Source organism: Dyella sp. 2YAF14 (assembly GCF_052114725.1).
Taxonomy (GTDB): Bacteria; Pseudomonadota; Gammaproteobacteria; order Xanthomonadales; family Rhodanobacteraceae; genus Dyella.
Map to the genome: position 1 here is coordinate 45,947 of NZ_JBFRFH010000011.1, position 20,267 is coordinate 66,213.

Annotated in this window: 15 protein-coding genes; 6 read left to right on the forward strand and 9 right to left on the reverse strand. The window is 65.2% G+C overall.

Going from position 1 to position 20,267, the window contains the following annotated elements; genetic code table 11:
• Nucleotide 1: 1 nt before the first annotated feature.
• Together AB4Y82_RS15670 and AB4Y82_RS15675 are read right to left on the reverse strand one after the other, a co-directional pair.
• The gene (locus tag AB4Y82_RS15670) at nt 2-790 is read right to left on the reverse strand and encodes a LytR/AlgR family response regulator transcription factor (protein WP_441605227.1); all 789 of its coding nucleotides are present in this window, start codon (nt 788-790) and stop codon (nt 2-4) included.
• Entirely contained in the window at nt 787-1,902 is a 1,116-nt protein-coding gene (locus AB4Y82_RS15675) for a sensor histidine kinase (RefSeq protein WP_441605228.1), read from the reverse strand. The genes AB4Y82_RS15670 and AB4Y82_RS15675 overlap by 4 nt, the downstream gene beginning before the upstream one ends.
• Before the next feature lie 205 nt (nt 1,903-2,107).
• Between AB4Y82_RS15675 and AB4Y82_RS15680 the strand changes: the two genes are divergently transcribed.
• On the forward strand, nt 2,108-2,524 hold the full coding sequence (locus AB4Y82_RS15680; RefSeq protein ID WP_441605229.1) for a hypothetical protein: 417 nt from the start codon (nt 2,108-2,110) through the stop codon (nt 2,522-2,524).
• 66 nt (nt 2,525-2,590) lie between these two features.
• On the opposite strand, the gene AB4Y82_RS15685 is transcribed toward AB4Y82_RS15680, so the two are convergent.
• The 7 genes from AB4Y82_RS15685 to AB4Y82_RS15715 all read right to left on the reverse strand — a co-directional run bounded on the left by AB4Y82_RS15685 (nt 2,591) and on the right by AB4Y82_RS15715 (nt 10,458).
• Nucleotides 2,591-3,958 (reverse strand): glutamate--cysteine ligase, encoded by a 1,368-nt coding sequence (locus AB4Y82_RS15685; protein ID WP_441605230.1) that lies wholly within the window; start codon nt 3,956-3,958, stop codon nt 2,591-2,593.
• Between the two features lie 111 nt (nt 3,959-4,069).
• Nucleotides 4,070-5,470 (reverse strand): sensor histidine kinase, encoded by a 1,401-nt coding sequence (locus AB4Y82_RS15690; protein WP_441605231.1) that lies wholly within the window; start codon nt 5,468-5,470, stop codon nt 4,070-4,072.
• 138 nt (nt 5,471-5,608) lie between these two features.
• The gene (locus tag AB4Y82_RS15695) at nt 5,609-6,274 is read right to left on the reverse strand and encodes a response regulator (protein ID WP_441605232.1); all 666 of its coding nucleotides are present in this window, start codon (nt 6,272-6,274) and stop codon (nt 5,609-5,611) included.
• A 154-nt stretch (nt 6,275-6,428) separates the two neighbouring features.
• Nucleotides 6,429-7,352: a Grx4 family monothiol glutaredoxin gene (gene grxD / locus AB4Y82_RS15700; protein ID WP_441605233.1), complete on the reverse strand. Its 924-nt coding sequence runs from the start codon at nt 7,350-7,352 to the stop codon at nt 6,429-6,431.
• A 156-nt stretch (nt 7,353-7,508) separates the two neighbouring features.
• Nucleotides 7,509-8,366 carry a UDP-2,3-diacylglucosamine diphosphatase gene (locus AB4Y82_RS15705; RefSeq protein ID WP_441605234.1) on the reverse strand — a complete coding sequence of 286 codons (858 nt, stop codon included), beginning with the start codon at nt 8,364-8,366 and terminating at the stop codon, nt 7,509-7,511.
• Nucleotides 8,367-8,610: 244 nt separating this feature from the next.
• Nucleotides 8,611-9,207, reverse strand: a complete 597-nt coding sequence (locus AB4Y82_RS15710; RefSeq protein ID WP_441605235.1) for an SGNH/GDSL hydrolase family protein — start codon at nt 9,205-9,207, stop codon at nt 8,611-8,613.
• Nucleotides 9,208-9,213: 6 nt separating this feature from the next.
• Nucleotides 9,214-10,458 (reverse strand): aminotransferase class I/II-fold pyridoxal phosphate-dependent enzyme, encoded by a 1,245-nt coding sequence (locus AB4Y82_RS15715; protein ID WP_441605236.1) that lies wholly within the window; start codon nt 10,456-10,458, stop codon nt 9,214-9,216.
• A 150-nt stretch (nt 10,459-10,608) separates the two neighbouring features.
• Here AB4Y82_RS15715 and rsgA point away from each other — a divergent pair, with 150 nt between their 5' ends.
• From rsgA to aceE, 5 genes are all read left to right on the forward strand, one after another.
• Nucleotides 10,609-11,664, forward strand: a complete 1,056-nt coding sequence (gene rsgA, locus AB4Y82_RS15720; protein WP_441605237.1) for a ribosome small subunit-dependent GTPase A — start codon at nt 10,609-10,611, stop codon at nt 11,662-11,664.
• Nucleotides 11,665-11,732: 68 nt separating this feature from the next.
• Nucleotides 11,733-12,215 (forward strand): hypothetical protein, encoded by a 483-nt coding sequence (locus AB4Y82_RS15725; RefSeq protein ID WP_441605238.1) that lies wholly within the window; start codon nt 11,733-11,735, stop codon nt 12,213-12,215.
• A complete protein-coding gene (locus AB4Y82_RS15730) occupies nt 12,212-13,486 on the forward strand; it encodes a flavohemoglobin expression-modulating QEGLA motif protein (RefSeq protein ID WP_441605239.1) in 1,275 nt (424 codons plus the stop codon). Before AB4Y82_RS15725 ends, AB4Y82_RS15730 begins: the two co-directional genes overlap by 4 nt.
• Before the next feature lie 239 nt (nt 13,487-13,725).
• Complete coding sequence (locus AB4Y82_RS15735; RefSeq protein ID WP_441605240.1) at nt 13,726-16,017, forward strand: NADP-dependent malic enzyme; 2,292 nt, start codon at nt 13,726-13,728, stop codon at nt 16,015-16,017.
• A gap of 1,376 nt (nt 16,018-17,393) precedes the next feature.
• Nucleotides 17,394-20,087 (forward strand): pyruvate dehydrogenase (acetyl-transferring), homodimeric type, encoded by a 2,694-nt coding sequence (aceE, locus tag AB4Y82_RS15740; protein ID WP_441605553.1) that lies wholly within the window; start codon nt 17,394-17,396, stop codon nt 20,085-20,087.
• The last annotated feature ends 180 nt before the right edge of the window (nt 20,088-20,267 follow it).

The window sequence follows — 20,267 nt, forward strand, 5'->3', positions numbered from 1 at the left end:
TTTAGTCGCTCTGACGGACGTCCCGCGTCGATACCAGCCGCAAAAAGGCTTCGTGCTGGTAGCGGCTCATGCGCAGCTTCTGGCCGGTATCCATGGTGACGACATGGTGACCGTTGAACCACGGATGGATCGCCTGCACGCGCCGCGTGTTGATGATGGCCGAGCGATGCACGCGCGCGAAATGGCGTGGATCGAGGCGTGCCGCGAGTGCCGTCATCGTTTCGCGCATTTCGTGGACGCCGTCGGCGAGATGCAACAAAACGGTGTTGCCGCTGGCCTTGATCCACACGATGTCGTCCACGTCGACGAAGCGGATCTGCTCGTCGATGCGCACAGGCAGTCGTTGCAGGTAACTATCGCGCTGCTTGAGCGTGTCGAGCGCCTGCATGATCCGCTCGAGCGAGGGTTCACCCTGCGTGCCGCGAGTGGCCAGACGTTGCTTGACGCGTAGCAGGGTCTGGGCGAATCGCTCGCGGCTGAAGGGCTTCACCAGGTAGTCGACGGCGTTGGCTTCGAATGCGCGCACGGCGTACTGCTCGTATGCCGTCACGAACACGGTAGCCGGCATCTGCGCAACGCCGATGGCCGCAACCACGTCCAGCCCGGCGAGGGCCGGCATCTGCATATCGAGGAACACCAGGTCGGGCGCATGCTGGCGAATGGCTTGCACCGCCGACTCGCCGTCGCCGCATTCGGCCAGCAAGATGATGTCGGGATCATCCTTCAACAGGCGCACGATGGCGCGCCGCGCGATCGGTTCGTCGTCCACCACCAGCGTGGCGATGCTCATGCGGTCACCACTTCGGGCGACTCGTCCGGTTCCTCGATCTCGCGAAATGGCAGGCGAAGGCGGCAGATCACCCCTTGCGGCCAGATCATTTCCAGACGCACATGTGCGTCGTCGCCATAAAGCTCGCGCAGGCGCAGCGCGGTATTGGACAAACCAATGCCATGCCCCGACCTGGGCGAGGCGCCTGTCTCCAGCGTGCTGTTGCGGTTGCGCACATCGATGCACAAGCTGTCGCCATCGCGGCGGGCTTCGATCTCGACGCAGTCCACCCCGATGCGCTCGCCGATGCCATGGCGGATCGCGTTCTCCACGATGGGCTGCAGGATCAGGCTGGGCACCGCGCATTGCAGCGTGTCCGGGCTCACATAGATCTGCGTGGTGAGCCTGTCCTTGAAGCGCGTCCGCTGGATGCCAAGGTAAAGATCAAGCAGGACCAGTTCGCGTCGCAGGCTGATCTCCTGGCCGTCGTAGTCTTCCAGAAAAGCGCGCAGCAGATCGCTCAGGCGCAGCAGCATGTCTTCGGCCGACAGCGCATCCTCATCGAGCAGGGTGGCGATGGCATGCAGCGTGTTGAACAGGAAATGCGGCTGCAATTGCGACTTGAGTGCACGCAGGCGCGACTGCGCCAGTTCCGCGGTGAGCTTGCTCGCTTCAAGTTCGCGACGGGATTTCTCGGCGTGGAAAGCCATCGCCTGCTGGATCGCGAACAGCGCCCAATAAGTGAGCAGCCCGGTGGCGAAGTGCTGGCCTACGAAATACCACAGCTGTTGCGTGAAGCCGCTGGGTTCGAACAGGGTCGAGACTAGGGCGCCGATCACCATCGCCAGCATGGTCACGCCCATGCTCAACGGCGCCTGCTTGCCCAGGCCGCGCAGGCGCAGCGGCGCACGAATCGGGTAGCGCTCGGCCAGGCGGAACACCCAGGGCGCCAGCGCGGCCCACGTATACCACTGCACCATGCCCCAGCGGGTGTAATCCCACAGCGACCAAATGTGATGATCGTCCACGATGTCGCGCAGCAGTTCCTGCGCGCCGAACACGGCAGCCACGGCCGTCCAGAGGCCGAGATAGTGCCAAAGGCCAATGGTCGCGTTGCCGAGCCGCACCTTCATCGCCGTGTATCCGAATGGATCGTGGAACCATCTTAGGCGTCTGATTCCATGGAGAGAAGCACGGCGGGCAATCACTACGATTCGTCATCGCGTAACGACGATTCGTCCCGGATCGCTTCCACGAAACGGCCGCAAAGGCGTCCGATGCGGTCGTTCGCCACGGGAAAGTGGATGGCGAACGCCCATTCCTGCCGGAGTAGCAGCCATGCATGTCCCCCGTCTTGTCGCACCCTTGTTGTTAGTCGGCGCCATGCTCGTCAGCTTGGCCGCGTGTGCAACGCCTGCGGGTACACAAGCTGAGTCGCGGCGTCCGCTGCGCGTCGTCAACGCCACCTTCGATGGCGTGACTGCGCTGGCCATCGCGCCCAGTGGGAGCGCCGACTTCCAGAACATCACGCTGGCGCAACCGCTGCCTGGTGGTCAGGCGTCCATCCTGGTCGATGTACCGCCCGGCACATGCCATCGCGATGTGCGCGTGACCTTCCGTGGCGACCGCAGCCTGCTTTATCGGAATCTGGATGTATGCCGCCACGATGGTCTGCGGCTGGCGGTGGGAAGTACACGTACGGGTCGTTCAACACCGCTCAAGAGCGACGACGCCCAAATGGCGGGATCGCCCTGACGCTCATGCCGATGCAAAGAGCCCCGCACGATGGCGGGGCTCTTGTGGTTTTGCCGTGCGCTACGCTCAATAAGCGAATTCGCGGAACACCGGATCGACGCTGCCGTTCCATGGGCCGTTGAACAGTTCGAGCTTGCGCTCGGCCGGCGTCTGGTTCGCTTCGACGATCTCGATCATCGGCTCCAGGAAGATGCTTTCGTCCGCACCGCTCTTGTTGAGGCGCGCACGACGCTTGAGGCCATGCGAGGCGATCTTCAGCGTTTCAGCGGCCAGCTCGCGCACGCTGTGCGAACGGAAGGGCAGCTTCAAAGCCTGGCGCGGTACGCCGTCACGCAGCGCGTGGCGTTCCTCGCGGCTGAAGTCCTTGACCAGGTCCCAGGCGGCATCGAGGGCTTCATCGTCGTAAAGCAGGCCAACCCACAGCGCGGGCAGGGCGCACAGGCGGTTCCACGGGCCACCATCGGCGCCGCGCATTTCCAGGTACTGCTTCAGGCGCACTTCCGGGAACGCGGTGGTGAGGTGATCGGCCCAGTCCTTCATGGTGGCGTGCACGCCCGGCACTGCCGGCAGTTCACCGGCCATGAAGCGCTTGAAGTCCTGGCCGGACAGGTCGATGTACTGGCCGTTCTGGTAGCTGAAGTACATCGGCACATCGAGCATGTAGTCGACGTAGCGCTCGTAGCCGAAGCCGTCCTGGAAGACGAAGTCGAGCATGCCGGTGCGATGGGGATCGGTGTCTTCCCACACGTGCGAACGGTAGGAGAGGTAGCCGTTTGGACGTCCCTCGGTGAACGGCGAATCGGCGAACAGCGCGGTGGCAATCGGCTGCAGCGCCAGGCTGGTGCGGAACTTGCGCACCATGTCCGCTTCGCTGGCAAAGTCCAGGTTCACCTGCACGGTGCAGGTGCGCGTCATCATGTCCAGGCCGAGGTTGCCGACCTTGGGCATGTACTCGCGCATGATCTTGTAGCGGCCCTTGGGCATCCACGGCATTTCGTCGCGGCGCCACTTGGGCTGGAAGCCCATGCCGAGGAAGCCGATGCCCAGGTCCTCGGCGATCGAACGGACTTCCTTGAGGTGCGAATTGACCTCGCTGCAGGTGTCGTGGATGGTCTCCAGCGGCGCGCCGGAAAGCTCCAGCTGACCGGCCGGCTCCAGCGTGATCGACGCCTTGTCGCGCGACAGCGCCACCGGGTTGTCGCCTTCGCGCGCCACGTCCCAGCCGTAGCGCGTGGCCAGGGTTTCCAGCAGGACGCGGATGCCGCGGTCACCGTCGAAGGTGGGCGGGCGCAGGGTGTCGGTGAGGAAGCCGAATTTCTCGTGCTCCGTACCGATGCGCCAGGCATCACGCGGTTTTTCACCCGCAGCCAGGTAGTCGGTGAGTTGCTGGCGGCTGCCGATGGGCGTGCTCTTGACGGCACTGGGTATGGACACGGGGAACTCCTTGCGAGGGTGCCACCACTCTGGGGGTGACGCATCCTAATTCAAAGTGCCGATTATCCGAACTTTTGAAATTAGGGCGCCCTGACCAGGATCAGCGCGTCCTTAAGCGACGGCAGGGAAGTCGATGCGCATCCGTGCCCCCCGCCCGGAAGACCCATCGAGGATACTCAATTGGGCGCCATGCACACGTGACACTTCGTCCACGATGGCCAGGCCCAGGCCGCAGCCATCGGCGCTGCTGCCCGCGCTGCGGTAGAAGCGCTCGCGGACCTTCTGCCGCTCCTCGGGGGCAATGCCGACGCCGCTGTCGTCCACTTCCAGGAACGGACGGCCATGCTCCACGCCGCAGCGGATGGTGATGTTGCCGCCGACCGGTGTGTGGCGGATGGCATTGTCGATCAGGTTGTTGAGTACCTCATGCAGCAGCCAGTACACGCCGGTGACCTGCACCGGGCGGCTGTCGGCGCCCAGGTCGATGCCGCGGGCCAGGGCGCGGTCCAGCGAGCTGTCGATCACTTCGCCGATCAGCCGCGGCAAGTCGACCGCAGTGAAATGACTGGCGCGATGCGCCGATGGTTCGGCACGCGCCAAGGTCAGCAGCTGGTTGGCCGTGTGGGCAAGGCGATCCACGCCACCCTGCAGCAGCTTGATGCGTTCCTGCAGCGGCGTGTCGGCCGTTTCGCGGGTCAGCACTTCGAGCTGGGCCTTCAGTCCGGTCAGCGGTGTGCGCAGCTGGTGCGCGGCATTCGCAAGGAAATGCTGCTGCGAAAGCACCGAGTCGCGTACGCGCCCGAGCAGGGAGTTCAGCGACACGACCAGCGGCAACACTTCAGTGGGCACACCGTCGGTCGGCAACTGGTTCAAGGCCACCGCCGGGCGCCCGGCAATCTGCCGGCTCAGCCGCTGCAGCGGCCGCAGGGCAATGCGGATGCCGACCAGGGCGATGATCAGCACCGCCGCCATCTGCAAGGTGTCGTTGATCAGGAAGGCCACGTCCAGGCGATGCACGGCGCGGTCGCGACGTGCGGGCGTTTCGGCCACGGTGACCACCAGCGGCTCGCCGGTTTCGCTGGTGCGGTAGCTGGCCAGCCGAAAGTCTTCGGCGCGGAAGGTGATGTTGGTGTAGCTGAAACCGTCTTCCGACTGGCTGTCCGGTGCCACCGGCAATTCCGGCGAACCGGCGATGGTAGTGCCGTCGGGCAGGCTGACGCGATAGAAGAAGTGCTCATCGGGCATCGCGCGCAGCGGCGGCGGCGGATGCGAAGGCAGTGCCACGTCGAGCTTGCCGCCGGCACCCGGATGAATGCGCGCAACGATGGCCAGCGCCGAGCGCGACAGCGAATGATCGAAGGCGTTGTGGATCGGGCTGACGATCACATGGTGATCAACCGCCACACCCGCGACCAGCAGCAACAGCAGCGGCGCGAGCAGATAACTCAGCAGTCGCCGGTGCACGCTGGTCGGGCGGCTGGCCTGCTCTGATTGCTTGAAATTGGGTGTCACCGAACCGGCCCCGCGGGTGATATCGAGAAAGCGCAGGGGTCGTGGAAGTGGCCTGATCCAGGCGATGCACTTCCTTACCCCGCACACCTGCCCGGCATCATGCCACCCGCAGCGGCTGGATCAGAACTTTGGCGCGGCTCAGGCGTCTTCGAGCCGGTAGCCCAGGCCGCGAATACCGCGCACCGTGGCGGCGCTGCCCAGCTTGCTGCGCAGACGCGACACATGAACCTCGATGGCGTTGCCGGAGATGTCTTCGCTCCAGCCGGTGATGGCCTGGGTCAGCCGCTCCTTGCTCACCACGCGGCCGCTGTGATGGGCCAGGCATTCCAGGATCGACCACTCGCGGCGGGTGAGTTCGAGCGCTTCACCCTTTTCGTTGAGCGCCCGGCGACCGGCCAGGTCGATGCGCAGGCCGCCGATCACGATCTCGTTGGCGGCAGCGGCGGTGGCGCGGCGGATCAGGGCGCGGCAACGGGCGGCCAGTTCGGGCAGGGCAAACGGCTTGACCAGGTAGTCGTCCGCGCCCAGGTCCAGCGCATTGATGCGGTCGTCCAGGCCATCGCGGGCGGTGACGATCAACAACGGCAGCGAGCTGCCGCCGCGACGCAGGCGGCGCACCAGCGACAGGCCGTCTTCGCCCGGCAGGCCCAGGTCCACGATGGCCAGGTCGTAATGGGTATCGGCCAGGCGGGACGTCACCGATTCGGCGTCGCCCACTGCGTCGACTACATAACCGGATCCGATCAGGCCACGGGAAATGGCGTCGGATACGAGGGAATCATCTTCGACGAGCAGAATGCGCATAGGGCACGAAAGTGAGATGGTCGCAATATGCTAACAGGCACGCCTTTCAGTTCGCCGTCGTTGAAGGCTTCGACTGGCTGAGGGCCGAACAAACAAAAAAGCGCCTGCCGGGGGCAGGCGCTTTTGGTGAACCGCGAGGTCCGGGGCTAACTGCTCAGTAGCGCGGCACCGTGGGATCGATCTGCTGCGCCCACGCATCCATGCCGCCTTCGACGTTATAGACCTTGCTGAAGCCGTGCGCGGCAAAGCGCTCGGCCACGCCGCGGCTGGACACGCCGTGGTGGCAGATGAAGGCGATCGGGGCGTCCTTGGGCAGGTTGGCCAGGGCGTCGTAGCCTTCCTCTTCCAGGATGCGGGCCTGCGGCAGCGGTGCGGCGGCTGCGCGACCGTGGGCCGGACGCACGTCCACCAGGGTGATGTCGCCGGCGGCCAGGCGCTCCTTGAGCTGCTGCACGGTGAGCGTGCCGATCTCCTGCGCGCCCGGGAACTTCAGGCTCAGGCCTTCGCCCTGCACGGTGGACACCCAGTCGATCACGATGCCCTTGGCGCGCTGGGCGCTGCCCGGGTCAAAGTGCACTTCGATGCCGTTGGAGGACACCACGATGTCATGCTCGCCGCCCGGCGCCAGCTGGAAGCCGGCGCTATGGTCCGGACCGATCTCCAGATGCAGGGCCAGGCCCTGGGCATTGGCCGTGCCCTGACGGATGGCTTCCGCGGCCTTGTCGGTAATTGTGATCTCAGGCGGCGTGCGATCCGGGGCGGTCGCGCCGAAGAGCTGGTGCAGCTCGCCGCTGGCGTACATCTGGCGAATGATGTCGGCGCCGCCGACCAGTTCGCCGCCCACATACAGCTGGGGAATCGTCGGCCAGTCGCCGTAAGCCTTGATGCCTTCGCGGATTTCCGGGTCTTCCAGCACGTTCACCGTGTGGTAGTCCGGCAACAGCTCGTTGAGCGTGTTGGTGGCTGCCGAGGAGAAACCGCACATCGGCTGCTGGCGGGTGCCCTTCATGAACAGCACCACGCGGTGGTTCTGCAGCAGGGATTCAATACGTTCGCGGGTGGCGCTGTCGAGGGACATGGGGGCGGTGGCTCCGGCAAAGAAGGCGAATTGTAGCGCCTGTGGATATGCCGGCGGATTTTGGGGATGCAAGGGGGCTCGATCCAAAGCTGGCGACAACCCTCAAGGGCACCGTCATTCCGGCTTTCGCTGGTATGACGGGTTGGAGAGGCTGTCTCAAGCCGCCGGCCGCAACTCCGTCAAATCCAGCTTTGCCCGCGTCAGCGGCGCCAGCGCCAGGGCGGCAGCGGGCGAGGGCAGCACCAGCTCGCGGCTGGCCCGACCCAGCGGCGCGTACTGCTCGCTCCAATGGATCAACTCCATCGCGCCGGTGTGATCTTCCACCAGCACCGTGCAGTGCTCCACCCAGTCGCCGTCGTTCAGATAAAGGACGCCGTCCATCTCGCGCACGTGGCCGAAATGGATGTGGCCGCAGATATGGCCGTCGAAGCCGCGTTCGCGGGCATCGTTGGCCACGCGCTCCTCATAGGCGCGGATATAGGCCAGCGCCTTGCCGATGTGCGATTTCACGATGATCGACAGCGGCAGATAGGGCAGTTCCAGGCGGCGGCGCATCGCGTGGACCCGGCGATTGGTCCAGCAGATGAAGCGATGCATCACTTCCCCCAGGTGCACCATCCATGTGCGCCCGACTTGCTCCGGATCGAATTCGTCGCCGTGGCTGACGTGGTAGCGGCGGCCATCGGCGCCTTCGTGCACCGCGTCCAGCTCGATTTTCACGCCGCCAAACTGTTGGCCGGCCAGGCCGCGCATCGGGGCGTCATGATTGCCGGGGATATAGACGACCTCGACACCGCGCCGGGCGAGATCAAGCACCTCGGCAATCACCGCGCCGTGGTCGACATGCCACCAGGTGCGGCGTGCCAGCGCTTCCATGTCGATGATGTCGCCGACCAGATACAGCTTTTCGCAACGCAGTTTGCGCAGGAAATCGAGCAGATAACTGGCCTTGCAGTCTGGCGTGCCCAAGTGCACGTCGGAGATGAAGGCGCTGCGGCAGTGGAAGGTCGCCATGGCTGTCTCTCCCGGTGGTTACCGGGATCTCAGAGTGCCGCGGTTACGTCACCGCACGATGGCGGTGAGGTTGCAGTGTGGTTTCCGTCAGCACGAATGCACAGCCCCCTTGTAGGAGCGCACTTGTGCGCGACCGGTGACGCCATGTCACGGGGTTGTCGCGCCAATGCTGTTCGCTACGCCGGAGACCGAGGCCGGATTTGGCGTCGCGGTCGCGCACAAGTGCGCTCCTACAAGGGGATCGTTAGCCGGCAAGCATGGCCACGGCCACCGGCACGGCCGCCTCGGTCCACAACGCATACTGCGCAGCGGAAGGATGCAGCCCGTCGTCAGCAAGCAAGGCGGGATGCTGGCGCGAGATGCCGGTGATATCCACGAAATGCGCACCGCGGCGCTCGCTTTCCTCGCGGGCGATCGCGTTATAGGCATCCAGTTCGCTGGCAATGCGCAGCACGTCGCGGCCGCTGCCATGCGCGAACGGCGTGACGCCCCAGTCGGGGATCGACAACACCAGCACGCGCCCGCTGCGCCTGCCGGCAAGATCTACCGCCCGCTCGAGCAGTCGGCGGAATTCGTCGCGATACTCGTCCGCACTGCGTCCGCGGTACTGGTTGTTCACGCCTATCAGCAGACTCACCAGCTCATATGGCGGCGTAAAACTCGTTGCATCCATCGCGACCGACAGCTCGTCCGTAGTCCAGCCCGTGGTGGCAACGATGGTGGGATCGTCCAGCGCCACGCCTTCGCGACGCAGACGCACGGCCAGCTGTACCGGCCAGCGGCCCGCTTCGGGCACGCCTTCGCCGACCGAATAGGAATCACCCAGGGCGAGATAACGCATGCGTTGTCAGGCGATCGCGGCCGTGCGGGGCTTCTGCGTGGCGGCCATACCCGCCAGCACGCGCTCCATGCGCACGAACACCTCGCGCAACTGCTCCGGTTGCGGCAACAGCGTCAGGCGCAGGTGGCGGCTGTGCGGCACGTTGAAGCTGCTGCCCGGCACCACCAGCACAGATTCTTCTTCCAGCAGGCGCAGCGCGAACGCGTTGTCGTCGAAGTCGGCCAGGCGATCGGCGCGAACGCGGGGGAAGGCGTACAACGCACCGGCCGGCGACACCAGGTCGAGGAATTCGCTGGCGGCGACGCCCTCCAGTACGGCGCGACGCGCTTCGTGCAGGCGTCCGCCCGGCGCGGTGAGCGCGTTGATGGTCGGCGCAGTTTCCAGCGCGGGACGCACGGCCCACTGCGCGGTCACGTTGGCGCACAGGCGCAGCGCCGCGAGCAGTTGCAGGGCGTCGCGATAGTCCGCCGTGCGGGCGGGATCGCCCGACAGGCTCATCCAACCCACTCGGTAACCGCAGGCGCGGTGCACTTTGCTGAGTCCGCCGAAGCTGACACAGGGCACGTCGCCGGCCACTTCGGCCAGCGGCTGGAAGACGGTGCCGTCGTACAGGATCTCGTCGTAGATCTCGTCGCAGAGCAGCAGCAGGCGATGCCTGGCGGCAATGTCGACCATGCGCTCCAGCAGCTCGCGCGGATACACGGCGCCGGTGGGATTGTTCGGGTTGATCAGCACCAGGGCGCGGGTGCGCGGGGTAATCAGCGCTTCGACTTCCGCCGGATCGGGCAGGTGGCCGTTCTCCGCCAGGCAGCGGTAATAGCGCGGCTTGCCGTCGTTGAGGATGGTGGCGGCGCTCCACAGCGGGTAATCCGGGCTGGGCAGCAGCACTTCGTCGCCCGGCGCCAGCAGGGCGCGCAGGCTCAGGTCGATCAGTTCGCTCACGCCGTTGCCGACGAAGATGCGCTCCACTTCGACGCCACGCGCGCCACGATGGCGCTGCTGGGCGGCGATGGCCTCGCGGGCTTCTTCCAGGCCTTGCTCGTGTCCGTAGGCTTCGCTGTCGTGCAGATGCCGGGCGATCGCTTCGCGCAGATGGGCCGGCGTTTCGAAGCCGTAGCGGCCGGGATTGCCGATATTGAGCTTGATGATCGGCAGGCCAGCCGCCTCCAGCTCACGGGATCGCCGGGTGAGCGCGCCACGGATTTCATAGCGCACGTCCGCCAGGTGCGCACTGGGTTTGATCGAGGCCAACGCAAGCGTCCTTCGTCTTGGTGTTGTTGCGGCGCAAGAATCTGACCGCCATTGCATGCTAACAGCGTCCCGGCGCGGTTGGGGAGCCAAAAATCGCTTAGTTTCGGGCATTTTTCGGGCAGGCCCTGGAGCAGGGCATAATGGCCACCCATGACGCACCCCGAAACCATCGAGCGACTGCGCCGGATCGGCTGGCGTGGGGACACCCTGCCCGCCGAAGGCCGGCAGTTGGCACGCGTAGTGGCGCAGCACCGCGCCGGCTACGAATTGCACGACGGCGAGCACCTGTTTGGTGCCCAGCCGGCCGGCCATTTCCTCAAGCGCAGCCTGGATCCGTCCGATCGGCCCGCGGTGGGCGACTTCGTGGAAATCGAAGCCGGCAAGCCGCCGCACATCGTGGAAGTGCAGCCACGCCGTACCGTGCTTTCCCGCGCCGCCGCCGGCGAGCGTTACGAACGCCAGCTCATCGCCACCAACATCGACTACGTGCTGGTGCTGACCGGGCTGGATGGCGACTTCAATCCGGCGCGCATCGAGCGCTATCTGTCGCTTACCGAAGGCTCGGGCGCACAGCCGGTCGTGCTGCTGAGCAAGCTCGACACGCGCGAGGATGCCGCCGCGGTGCTGGCCGCCTTGCGCGAACGCCTGCCCCAGGGCACACCCGTGCATGCCATCAACGGCAAGGATCCGGCCAGCATCGCGTTGCTGCTGCCGTATCTGCAGCTCGGCGACAGCGCGGTGCTGGTAGGTTCGTCCGGCGCCGGCAAGTCCACCCTCACCAATACGCTGCTCGGCAGCGAGCGCATGGCCACCAGCGCAGTGCGCGGCCATGACAGCCGCGGCCGGCACACGACCACCTATCGAGCGCTGTTGCAGCTGCCGAGCGGCGGCTGCCTGATCGACACGCCCGGCATGCGCGAGCTCAAGCTCACCGGCGAAGAAAATCTGGACCTGTTCGCCGATATCGAGCAACTCGCCGAGCAGTGCCGCTTCGCCGACTGCGGCCACGGCAGCGAGCCCGGCTGCGCGGTGCAGGCAGCGCTCGACAGCGGCGACCTGTCGGCCGAGCGCTGGCGCAACTATTTGAAATTGCGCGACGAACGCGAAGAGCAGGCGACCACCCTGGAAGCCAAGCTGCGCCGCCAGCGTGGTGGGCGTCCGGCCACGCGGCCGCATACGAACCGCCATACGCGCGACCGCGAATAGTCGAGCGGGGCGCTGTCCTCGCCCAGCGGGTGGACTACTATCGGACCGTCTTGGTTGGGGAAGCGGGCATGCAGCGGCTGTCGTCGCGTTCGACGTTCTTCTTTAAGCGGGTGTTTCCCGCGTTCTGGTTTGGTTTCCTGGCGCTGTGGACGGTGGTATGGGCTGGCAGCGCCTTGGTCACGCACGACATGAAGATGCTGGCGGTATTGCCCGGCCCGCTGATCATGGCCTTGTTCGGCTACGCACTGTTCAAGTGGCTGCTGTTTGGCCTGGTCGATGAAGTGTGGCTCGAAGGCGACCAGTTGCTGGTCAGGAACAGGGGCGAGCAATCGCGTGTTCCACTGGCCAACGTCACCAACGTCAATGCCACCGTGATGGTCAGCCCACCGCGCATCACCTTGTCACTGCGCCAGGAGTCGCCCGTCCTTGGCAAGGACATCAGCTTCATGCCGATCGGGCGTACGAGTTTGCTCGCGGCATTCAAGCCCAGCCCGATCGCCGCCGAGCTGATCCAGCGCATCGACAGCGTGCGTCAACGGAGGCCGGCATGAATAGCCATGGCGCCGCGCTTCCGCCGGACCTGCAACGTTACGCCGACCTCGACCAGCGCCTGCTGGCGGCAGTGAGGGGCATCCGCATCCTGTCCACGGTGGCGTGGCCCGCCTCGCTGGAAGACCGCATGATCGGGGCCTACGCCAGGGGCCAGTACAGCCTGCCCGAGGTGCAATACACCGTGCCCGACCTCTCCGCCGAGCGCGCCGAACTGGCCGCGATCGAGCGCGAAGCGGGCTATGACGATCCCTTGGGCGAGTACCTGTCCCGCACGGCGGAGTCGTGGCGCATCGCCGCCGAAATGCTCGAGGCGGTTGGCACCGACCAGGTCACCGCGCCCTCCATCGTCTTGTATGGCCGCCCCGGCGACCTGATTTCCGGCAGCGATCGCAGCAACCTGGATGCGGCGCGTTATTTCGTGGAGCTCGCCGACGAGCTCGGTTCGGATCTGATTGCCGACGACGTGCTGGTGGCCATCTCTGCCGAGGATCTGCGCGCGGACCTGAGCAAGACGCTGGACGAATTCTTCGGCGCACCGCTGATTTCCGTGGAAGTGGACCCGGAACTGACTGCCAAAGCGGCGGCTGGCGCCACCCGCATCCGTCTTCGCGGCGGCACGCGCTTTACCGACTACGACCGCCATCAATTGCTGGCGCATGAAGCGCTGGTGCATTCGCTCACCGCGCTCAATGGCCGTGCGCAGCCGCTGCTGGCGTCGTTCGGGCGCACCTCGCCGCGCGTCACGGCGACGCAGGAAGGGCTGGCCGTGTTTGCCGAGCTGATGTCCGGCGCCATCGATATCTCGCGCCTCAAACGCATCAGCCTGCGCATCCTGGCCATCGACATGGCCTTGAGCGGTGCGGATTTCGTCGAGGTCTACCGCTTCTTCTGCGAGTGCGGACAGTACCCGGCGGACAGTTTCCACTCCGCCCAGCGCGTGTTCCGCGGCGTGCCGCTCACCGGCGGCGCGGCGTTCGCCAAGGACAACGTCTATCTGTCCGGCCTGCTCACCGTGCACACGTTCTTTCGCTGGGCACTGAAGCAACGTCGCATGGATATGCTGCGGCATCTTTTTGCGGGCAAGCTGGCCTTGCACGATGTCATCAGCCTGCAACCGTATTTCGAATCGGGCGTGATTGCCGCGCCGCGCTGGCTGCCGCCCTGGATGCAGCATGCGCACGGACTCGCGGGCAAGCTGGCATTCTCGTTGTTCGTCAATCGCATACACATGGGCAAGGTGCAGGCGGAGGCGCTTTCGCTGAGTCTGTAACTGACCTCCTGTGGGAGCGCACCCTGTGCGCGACATGCCACGCGTGGATGTATCGCTCCGTTGGCTTGTCGCGCACAGGGTGCGCTCCCACAACAGGCAGGTTGTCGTCTGCATACCAGTTGTGTGAACCATAACGTCACCATGCTGCAGCGCATCGTCGGGGAAGGGTGGCCGGCGGTGATACCATTCGAAGATGCCGCCTCGCGGCACCCGACTCCCCATCACTCGATTCCTATCCCATGGCCCTTACCGAAGAACTGCGCCTCGCCGCTCTCGAGTACCACCGCCTCCCGCGCCCCGGCAAGATCAAGGTGAGCGCGACCAAGCCGATGGTCACGCAGCGCGATCTCGCGCTCGCTTACTCGCCCGGCGTGGCTTATGCCTGCGAGGCCATCGTCGAGGATCCCAACGCCGCCAGCGAAATGACCGCGCGCGGCAACCTCGTCGCCGTGATCACCAACGGCACCGCCGTGCTGGGCCTGGGCGACATCGGTCCGCTCGCCGGCAAGCCGGTGATGGAAGGCAAGGGCGTGCTGTTCCAGAAGTTCGCCGGCATCGACGTGTTCGACATCGAGATCAACGAGCGCGACCCGGACAAGCTGGTCGACATCATCGCCTCGCTCGAGCCCACCTTCGGTGGCATCAATCTGGAAGACATCAAGGCGCCGGAGTGCTTCATCGTCGAGCGCAAGTTGCGCGAGCGCATGAAGATCCCGGTGTTCCACGACGACCAGCACGGCACCGCGATCATCGTGGGCGCGGCCATCGTCAACGCACTGGAAGTAGTCGGCAAGAAAATCCAGGACGTGAAGCTCGCCACCACCGGTGTGGGCGCCGCGGGCATCGCCTGCCTGGACATGCTGGTGGCGCTGGGCCTCAAGCCCGAGAACATCCTCGCGTTCGATCGCGAAGGCGTGCTGTATACCGGCCGCGACCACATGGACCCGGACAAACAGCGCTATGCGCGCGATACCGAGAAGCGCACGCTGGCGGACATCGTCGTTGGCGCGGACGTGTTCCTCGGTCTCTCGGCCGGTGGCATCCTGCGTCCGGAAATGGTCGCCACGATGAATGCGCGGCCGATCATCCTAGCGCTGGCCAATCCCAATCCGGAGATTTCGCCAGAAGACGCCAAGATGGTGCGCCCGGATTGCATCATCGCGACCGGCCGTTCGGACTATCCGAACCAGGTCAACAACGCGCTGTGCTTCCCATACATCTTCCGCGGTGCGCTCGACGTGGGCGCCACCGTCATCAACGAATCGATGAAGACCGCCTGCGTGCGCGCCATTGCCGAGCTGGCCCGCATGGAAGCCGGCGACCTGGCCAGCGCTTACGGCGGCGACGTGCCGACGTTCGGCCCCGACTATCTGATTCCGCGTCCGTTCGATCCGCGCCTGCTGGTGATGCTGGCGCCGGCCGTGGCGCAGGCCGCGATGGATTCCGGTGTGGCCACGCGTCCGATCGTGGACATGGAGGCGTACAAGGAAAAGCTCGGCCAGTTCATCTATCGCACCGGCCTGCTGATGAAGCCCGTGTATGAGCGCGCGCGCGCTGATCTCAAGCGCGTGGTCTACGCCGAGGGCGAGGAAGAGACCGTATTGCGCGCGGTGCAGACGGTGATCGACGAGCGCCTGGCGTTCCCGATCCTGATCGGCCGCCCGAGCGTGATCGAGACACGCATCGAGCGCCTGGGCCTGCGCATGCGCCAGGGTGTGGATTTCGAACTCACCAATATCGACGACGATCCGCGCTTCAACGAGTACTGGCAGCAGTACCACGCACTCACCGAGCGCCGCGGCGTGTCGCCGGCAGCGGCGAAGAACCTGCTGCGCTCGCGTCCCACGCTGATCGCTTCGATCATGGTCGAGCGCGGCGAAGCCGACGCGATGATCTGCGGCCTGGTCGGGCGCTTCCACAAGAAGCTCGGCTATATGCGCAGCGTGTTCGGCCTCGATCCGGGCGTGTCGTGCACCTCGGCGATGACGGGCGTGATCAACGACCAGGGTGCCTGGTTCTTCCTCGACACCCACGTGCAGTGCGATCCCACCGCCGAGCAGATTGCCGAAGCGACGCTGCAGGCCAGCTATCGCCTGAAGTTGTTCGGCATCGAGCCGAAGATCGCGCTGCTGTCGCATTCGAATTTCGGCAGCCACGAGAACGCCAGCGCGGCCAAGATGCGCAAGGTGCGCGAGATCCTGGTGCAGCGTGGGCACAAGCTCGATATGGACGGCGAGATGCAGGCCGACACCGCGTGGGATGAGGCACTGCGTTTGCGCATGTTCCCCAATACCACGCTGAGCGGTCGCGCCAATCTGTTCGTGATGCCGAATCTGGACGCTGCGAACATCACGTACAACATGGTGCGCGTGATGACGGACGGCGTGGCGATTGGCCCGATCCTGATGGGCATCAATAAGCCCGCGCATATCCTCACGCCGGCGGCGACGCCGCGTCGTGTGGTGAATATGACGGCGATTGCGGCGGTGGATGCGCAGATTCGTCAGGCGCAGGGTGAGCGGCGCAGCTGAGGTTTCGCCTTTGCTTTTGAGCGTTTGAGAACGGGGCCTTGAGGGCCCCGTTTTTTGTTGTTTGGGTTGCGTTTGTGCGGGTTGCGATGACGTGCCGGCGACTCTCTCCCTCTCCCCTCCGGGGAGAGGGTTGGGGTGAGGGGCGGGTGCTCGCGGGAACGTTTCTGTTCGTCATTCCGGCGCAGGCCGGGATCCAGTAGCGGTGCGCTTCGATTGTTGCGATAGGGCGATCTGGCTCGCCTGCCGCGGGCTTCCGTGCCGCTGCCGCGGCCCGGTTACTTTTCTTTGCTTGCCCAAAGAAAAGTAACCAAAAGAAAGGGCCCCCCGGATGACGCGCCTTCCGGGCCTGCGGCCCTCCAGGTACGCGGGCGGGTTGCGGGGACCCCGAGAGCGGAAAGCCAAGAGCGGAGAGCCAAGAGCGGAGAGCGGCGAGCCAGATCAAGAGCCACGCAACGTCCGACGCTGTTGGGCGGCTCTTTTTGTAGGAGCGCACTTGTGCGCGACCAGCCTACGGAGCGGTACATCCCAGCTCTGCGGTCGCGCACAAGTGCGCTCCTACAAGGGTTAYGCAGGTTCGTGGGTTGAGGATCAACCTTGCCGGTCGGCTCTTCTGTGGGAGCGCACCCTGTGCGCGACAAACCTACGGAGCGGTACACCGCAGCGCGGCTGTCGCGCACAGGGTGCGCTCCCACAGACAAGCCAAGCGCGAGGCGAGACACGAGTGCGCGATGCACGGCCAAGGCCGAAGCGCAGCGAGGCTCCGCTTTAAGTCCTCAGGGATTCGGGCGCGTTGCGCAGCGCTTGGAAGTACCCACTATGTACCCTCGGAGGTTGTCCCACAACGACGCGCCTCAAGCGCTCGGGCTTATCCCAACACAATGCTGCGGGCGTCATCAGGCCATTCTCTTTGGGTTACTTTTCTCTTGGGCCAGCAAGAGAAAAGTGACTCGGTCGGCGGCAGCCGATCGAAACGCCCGCCGCGTAGGCGGCAAGCTGGCCTCGAGGCAACAACCGAAGACTGACGAAACTGAATGACCAGCCATTCGGCTGTTGAAGCGCGCCCCCGGTCTGCGTCGGCATAGCAAACAAAACGCCACCTACGCTGCAACGACGAGCACCCCTGCCCCCTCTCGTGCAGCGCAGGGATGACAAGCGAAGGCGGGCCCGTGCCGGAATGACCAACAAAAGCAAAACCCTGCCACCCCCTCCCGACCAAAGTCGAACCCCTCCCCCACCCCCATTCGCCCCCGTATTGTCTCGATCCAATTGGCGAAAAACCCCGTCGGAGCTAAACTCGGAAGGTTCCCCGTCTCCCCCCGCGGAGACGTCCACTTACAGCCGCGCCATCCCCCCGGCGCCGCGGAGAGAAGCTCCCCATGGATCAGCTCGACGACATCCTCCAGCAAGACCTCGACCCCACCGAAACCCAGGAATGGGTCGAATCGCTCAACGCGGTCATCAATCACGATGGCACCGAGCGTGCGCATTACCTGCTGGAGAAGATGGTCGATTCGACGCGCCGGGCTGGCGGCTACCTGCCGTTCAACCCGACCACCGAGTACGTCAACACCATCTCGCCGGCCAACGAAGCCAAGATGCCGGGCGACGCCGCGATGGAATGGCGCATCCGCACGCTGATCCGCTGGAATGCGATGGCGATGGTGGTGCGCGCCAACCGCAAGCCGGGCGAGCTGGGCGGCCACATTGCCAGCTTCGCCTCGTCGGCCACGCTGTATGACGTGGGCTTCAACCATTTCTGGCGCGCTCCGAGCGCCGATCATCCGGGCGACCTGGTGTTCCACCAGGGCCATTCGAGCCCGGGCGTGTATGCGCGCTCCTTCCTGGAAGGCCGCATCGCCGAGGACCAGCTCGACCTGTTCCGCATGGAAGTGGCCGGTCATGGCCGTGGCCTGTCGTCCTACCCGCATCCCTGGCTGATGCCGGACTACTGGCAGGTGCCGACGGTGTCGATGGGCCTGGGCCCGATCCAGGCGATCTACCAGGCGCAGTTCTGGAAGTACCTGGAACACCGCGGCCTGATGCCCAAGACCGATCGCAAGATCTGGTGCTTCCTGGGCGACGGCGAAACCGATGAGCCCGAGTCGCTCGGCGCCATCTCGCTGGCCGGCCGCGAAGGCCTGGACAACCTGGTGTTCGTGATCAACTGCAACCTGCAGCGCCTGGACGGTCCGGTGCGCGGCAACGGCAAGATCATCCAGGAACTGGAAGGCGTGTTCCGCGGCGCCGGCTGGAATGCCATCAAGGTGGTGTGGGGCAGCTACTGGGATCCGCTCCTCGCGCGCGACACCAAGGGCGTGCTGCGCAAGCTGATGATGGAAACCGTCGACGGCGAGTACCAGGCCTGCAAGGCCTTCGGTGGCGCCTATACGCGCGAGCACTTCTTCAACAAGTATCCCGAAACGCGCGAGATGGTCGCCAACTTGTCGGACGACGACATCTGGCGCCTGAACCGCGGCGGCCACGATCCGCACAAGGTGTACGCGGCGTACGACCAGGCCGTGAAGACCAAGGGCATGCCGACCGTGATCCTCGCCAAGACGGTGAAGGGTTACGGCATGGGCGCCGCCGGCGAATCGCAGAACCCGACGCACCAGCAGAAGAAGCTGGACGCCGACGCCGTGCGCCACTTCCGCGACCGCTTCAACATCCCGGTGCCGGACGATCAGCTGGCCGACGTGCCGTACTACCACCCGGGCAAGGACTCGCCGGAAGTGCAGTACATGCTGGAGCGTCGCCGCGCGCTGGGCGGTTCGCTGCCGCAGCGTCGCCGTACCTCCGATGTGAAGCTCAAGGCGCCGGAACTGTCGGCCTTCGAGCAGATCACCAAGGGCACCGGCGAGCGCGAAATCTCCACCACCATGGCGCTGGTGCGCGGCATGAACCTGATGCTGCGCGACAAGCAGATCGGCGAGCGCATCGTGCCGATCGTGGCCGACGAAGCGCGCACGTTCGGCATGGAAGGCATGTTCCGCCAGATCGGCATCTACGCGCCGTTCGGCCAGAAGTACCGTCCGCAGGATGCCGACCAGCTGCTGTATTACCGCGAAGACCAGAAGGGCCAGGTGCTGCAGGAAGGCATCTCCGAGGCCGGCGGCATGGCTGCCTGGATGGCTGCGGCGACCAGCTACAGCATCAGCAACCAGCCGATGCTGCCGTTCTTCGTGTACTACTCGATGTTCGGCTTCCAGCGCATCGGCGACCTGGCCTGGGCGGCGGGCGACATGCGTGCGCGCGGCTTCCTGATCGGCGGCACCGCCGGCCGCACCACCATCAACGGTGAAGGCCTGCAGCACGAAGACGGTCACTCGCACCTGCTCGCTGGTGCGATCCCGAGCGTGAAGTCGTACGACCCGACGTTCTCCTACGAGGTCGCGGTGATCCTGCAGGACGGCACGCGCCGCATGCTGCAGGAACAGCAGGACGTGTACTACTACCTGACCGTGATGAACGAGAACTACCAGCACCCGGACATGCCGGCCGGTGCCGAGGAAGGCATCATCAAGGGCATGTACCTGTTCAAGGACGCCGGCAAGCCGAAGAAGGGCGAGACGCGCGTGCAGTTGCTGGGTTCGGGCACCATCCTGCGCGAAGTGATCGCTGCCGCCGAGTTGCTGGAGAAGGATTTCGGCGTGACCTCGGACATCTGGTCCTGCCCGAGCTTCAGCGAACTGCGTCGCGACGGTTTCGACGCCGAGCGCTGGAACCGCCTGCATCCGGAAGCGGAACAGCGCGTGCCGTACGTGACCGGCCTGCTGCAGGGCCGTCAGGGCCCGGCCGTCGCCGCCACCGACTACGTGCGCGAGTACTCCGACCAGATCCGTGCCTTCATGCCGGACGGCATGCGTTACACCGTGCTGGGCACCGACGGTTACGGCCGCTCGGATACGCGCGCGCACCTGCGTGGCTTCTTCGAAGTCGACCGCTACTGGATCGCCCACGCCGCCCTGGCTGCGCTGGCGAAGGACGGCAAGGTCAATGCGAAGGACGTCGCTCGCGCCATCAAGACCTATAAGCTGGATCCGGACAAGCCGAATCCTGAGTCGGTCTGAAGTTGCTGAGTTGAGCAAAAAACGCCGCGGAATTCCGCGGCGTTTTTTTTCATCTCCTCCCTGTGGGAGCGCACCCTGTGCGCGACGGCGCAACATGCAGAGCGTCGCGCACAGGGTGCGCTCCCACAGGGGGTAATGAATCGATCAAATGGCCATCCAAAAGAAACCCGCCTTGCGGCG

Excerpts from the sequence above, each read along its gene's own strand:
- AB4Y82_RS15670 (WP_441605227.1), bottom strand. The coding sequence starts at position 790 with ATGAGCATCGCCACGCTGGTGGTGGACGACGAACCGATCGCGCGGCGC.
- AB4Y82_RS15675 (WP_441605228.1), bottom strand. The coding sequence starts at position 1,902 with ATGAAGGTGCGGCTCGGCAACGCGACCATTGGCCTTTGGCACTATCTC.
- AB4Y82_RS15680 (WP_441605229.1), top strand. The coding sequence starts at position 2,108 with ATGCATGTCCCCCGTCTTGTCGCACCCTTGTTGTTAGTCGGCGCCATG.
- AB4Y82_RS15695 (WP_441605232.1), bottom strand. The coding sequence starts at position 6,274 with ATGCGCATTCTGCTCGTCGAAGATGATTCCCTCGTATCCGACGCCATT.
- grxD (WP_441605233.1), bottom strand. The coding sequence starts at position 7,352 with ATGTCCCTCGACAGCGCCACCCGCGAACGTATTGAATCCCTGCTGCAG.
- AB4Y82_RS15705 (WP_441605234.1), bottom strand. The coding sequence starts at position 8,366 with ATGGCGACCTTCCACTGCCGCAGCGCCTTCATCTCCGACGTGCACTTG.
- AB4Y82_RS15710 (WP_441605235.1), bottom strand. The coding sequence starts at position 9,207 with ATGCGTTATCTCGCCCTGGGTGATTCCTATTCGGTCGGCGAAGGCGTG.
- rsgA (WP_441605237.1), top strand. The coding sequence starts at position 10,609 with ATGACGCACCCCGAAACCATCGAGCGACTGCGCCGGATCGGCTGGCGT.
- AB4Y82_RS15725 (WP_441605238.1), top strand. The coding sequence starts at position 11,733 with ATGCAGCGGCTGTCGTCGCGTTCGACGTTCTTCTTTAAGCGGGTGTTT.
- AB4Y82_RS15730 (WP_441605239.1), top strand. The coding sequence starts at position 12,212 with ATGAATAGCCATGGCGCCGCGCTTCCGCCGGACCTGCAACGTTACGCC.
- AB4Y82_RS15735 (WP_441605240.1), top strand. The coding sequence starts at position 13,726 with ATGGCCCTTACCGAAGAACTGCGCCTCGCCGCTCTCGAGTACCACCGC.
- aceE (WP_441605553.1), top strand. The coding sequence starts at position 17,394 with ATGGATCAGCTCGACGACATCCTCCAGCAAGACCTCGACCCCACCGAA.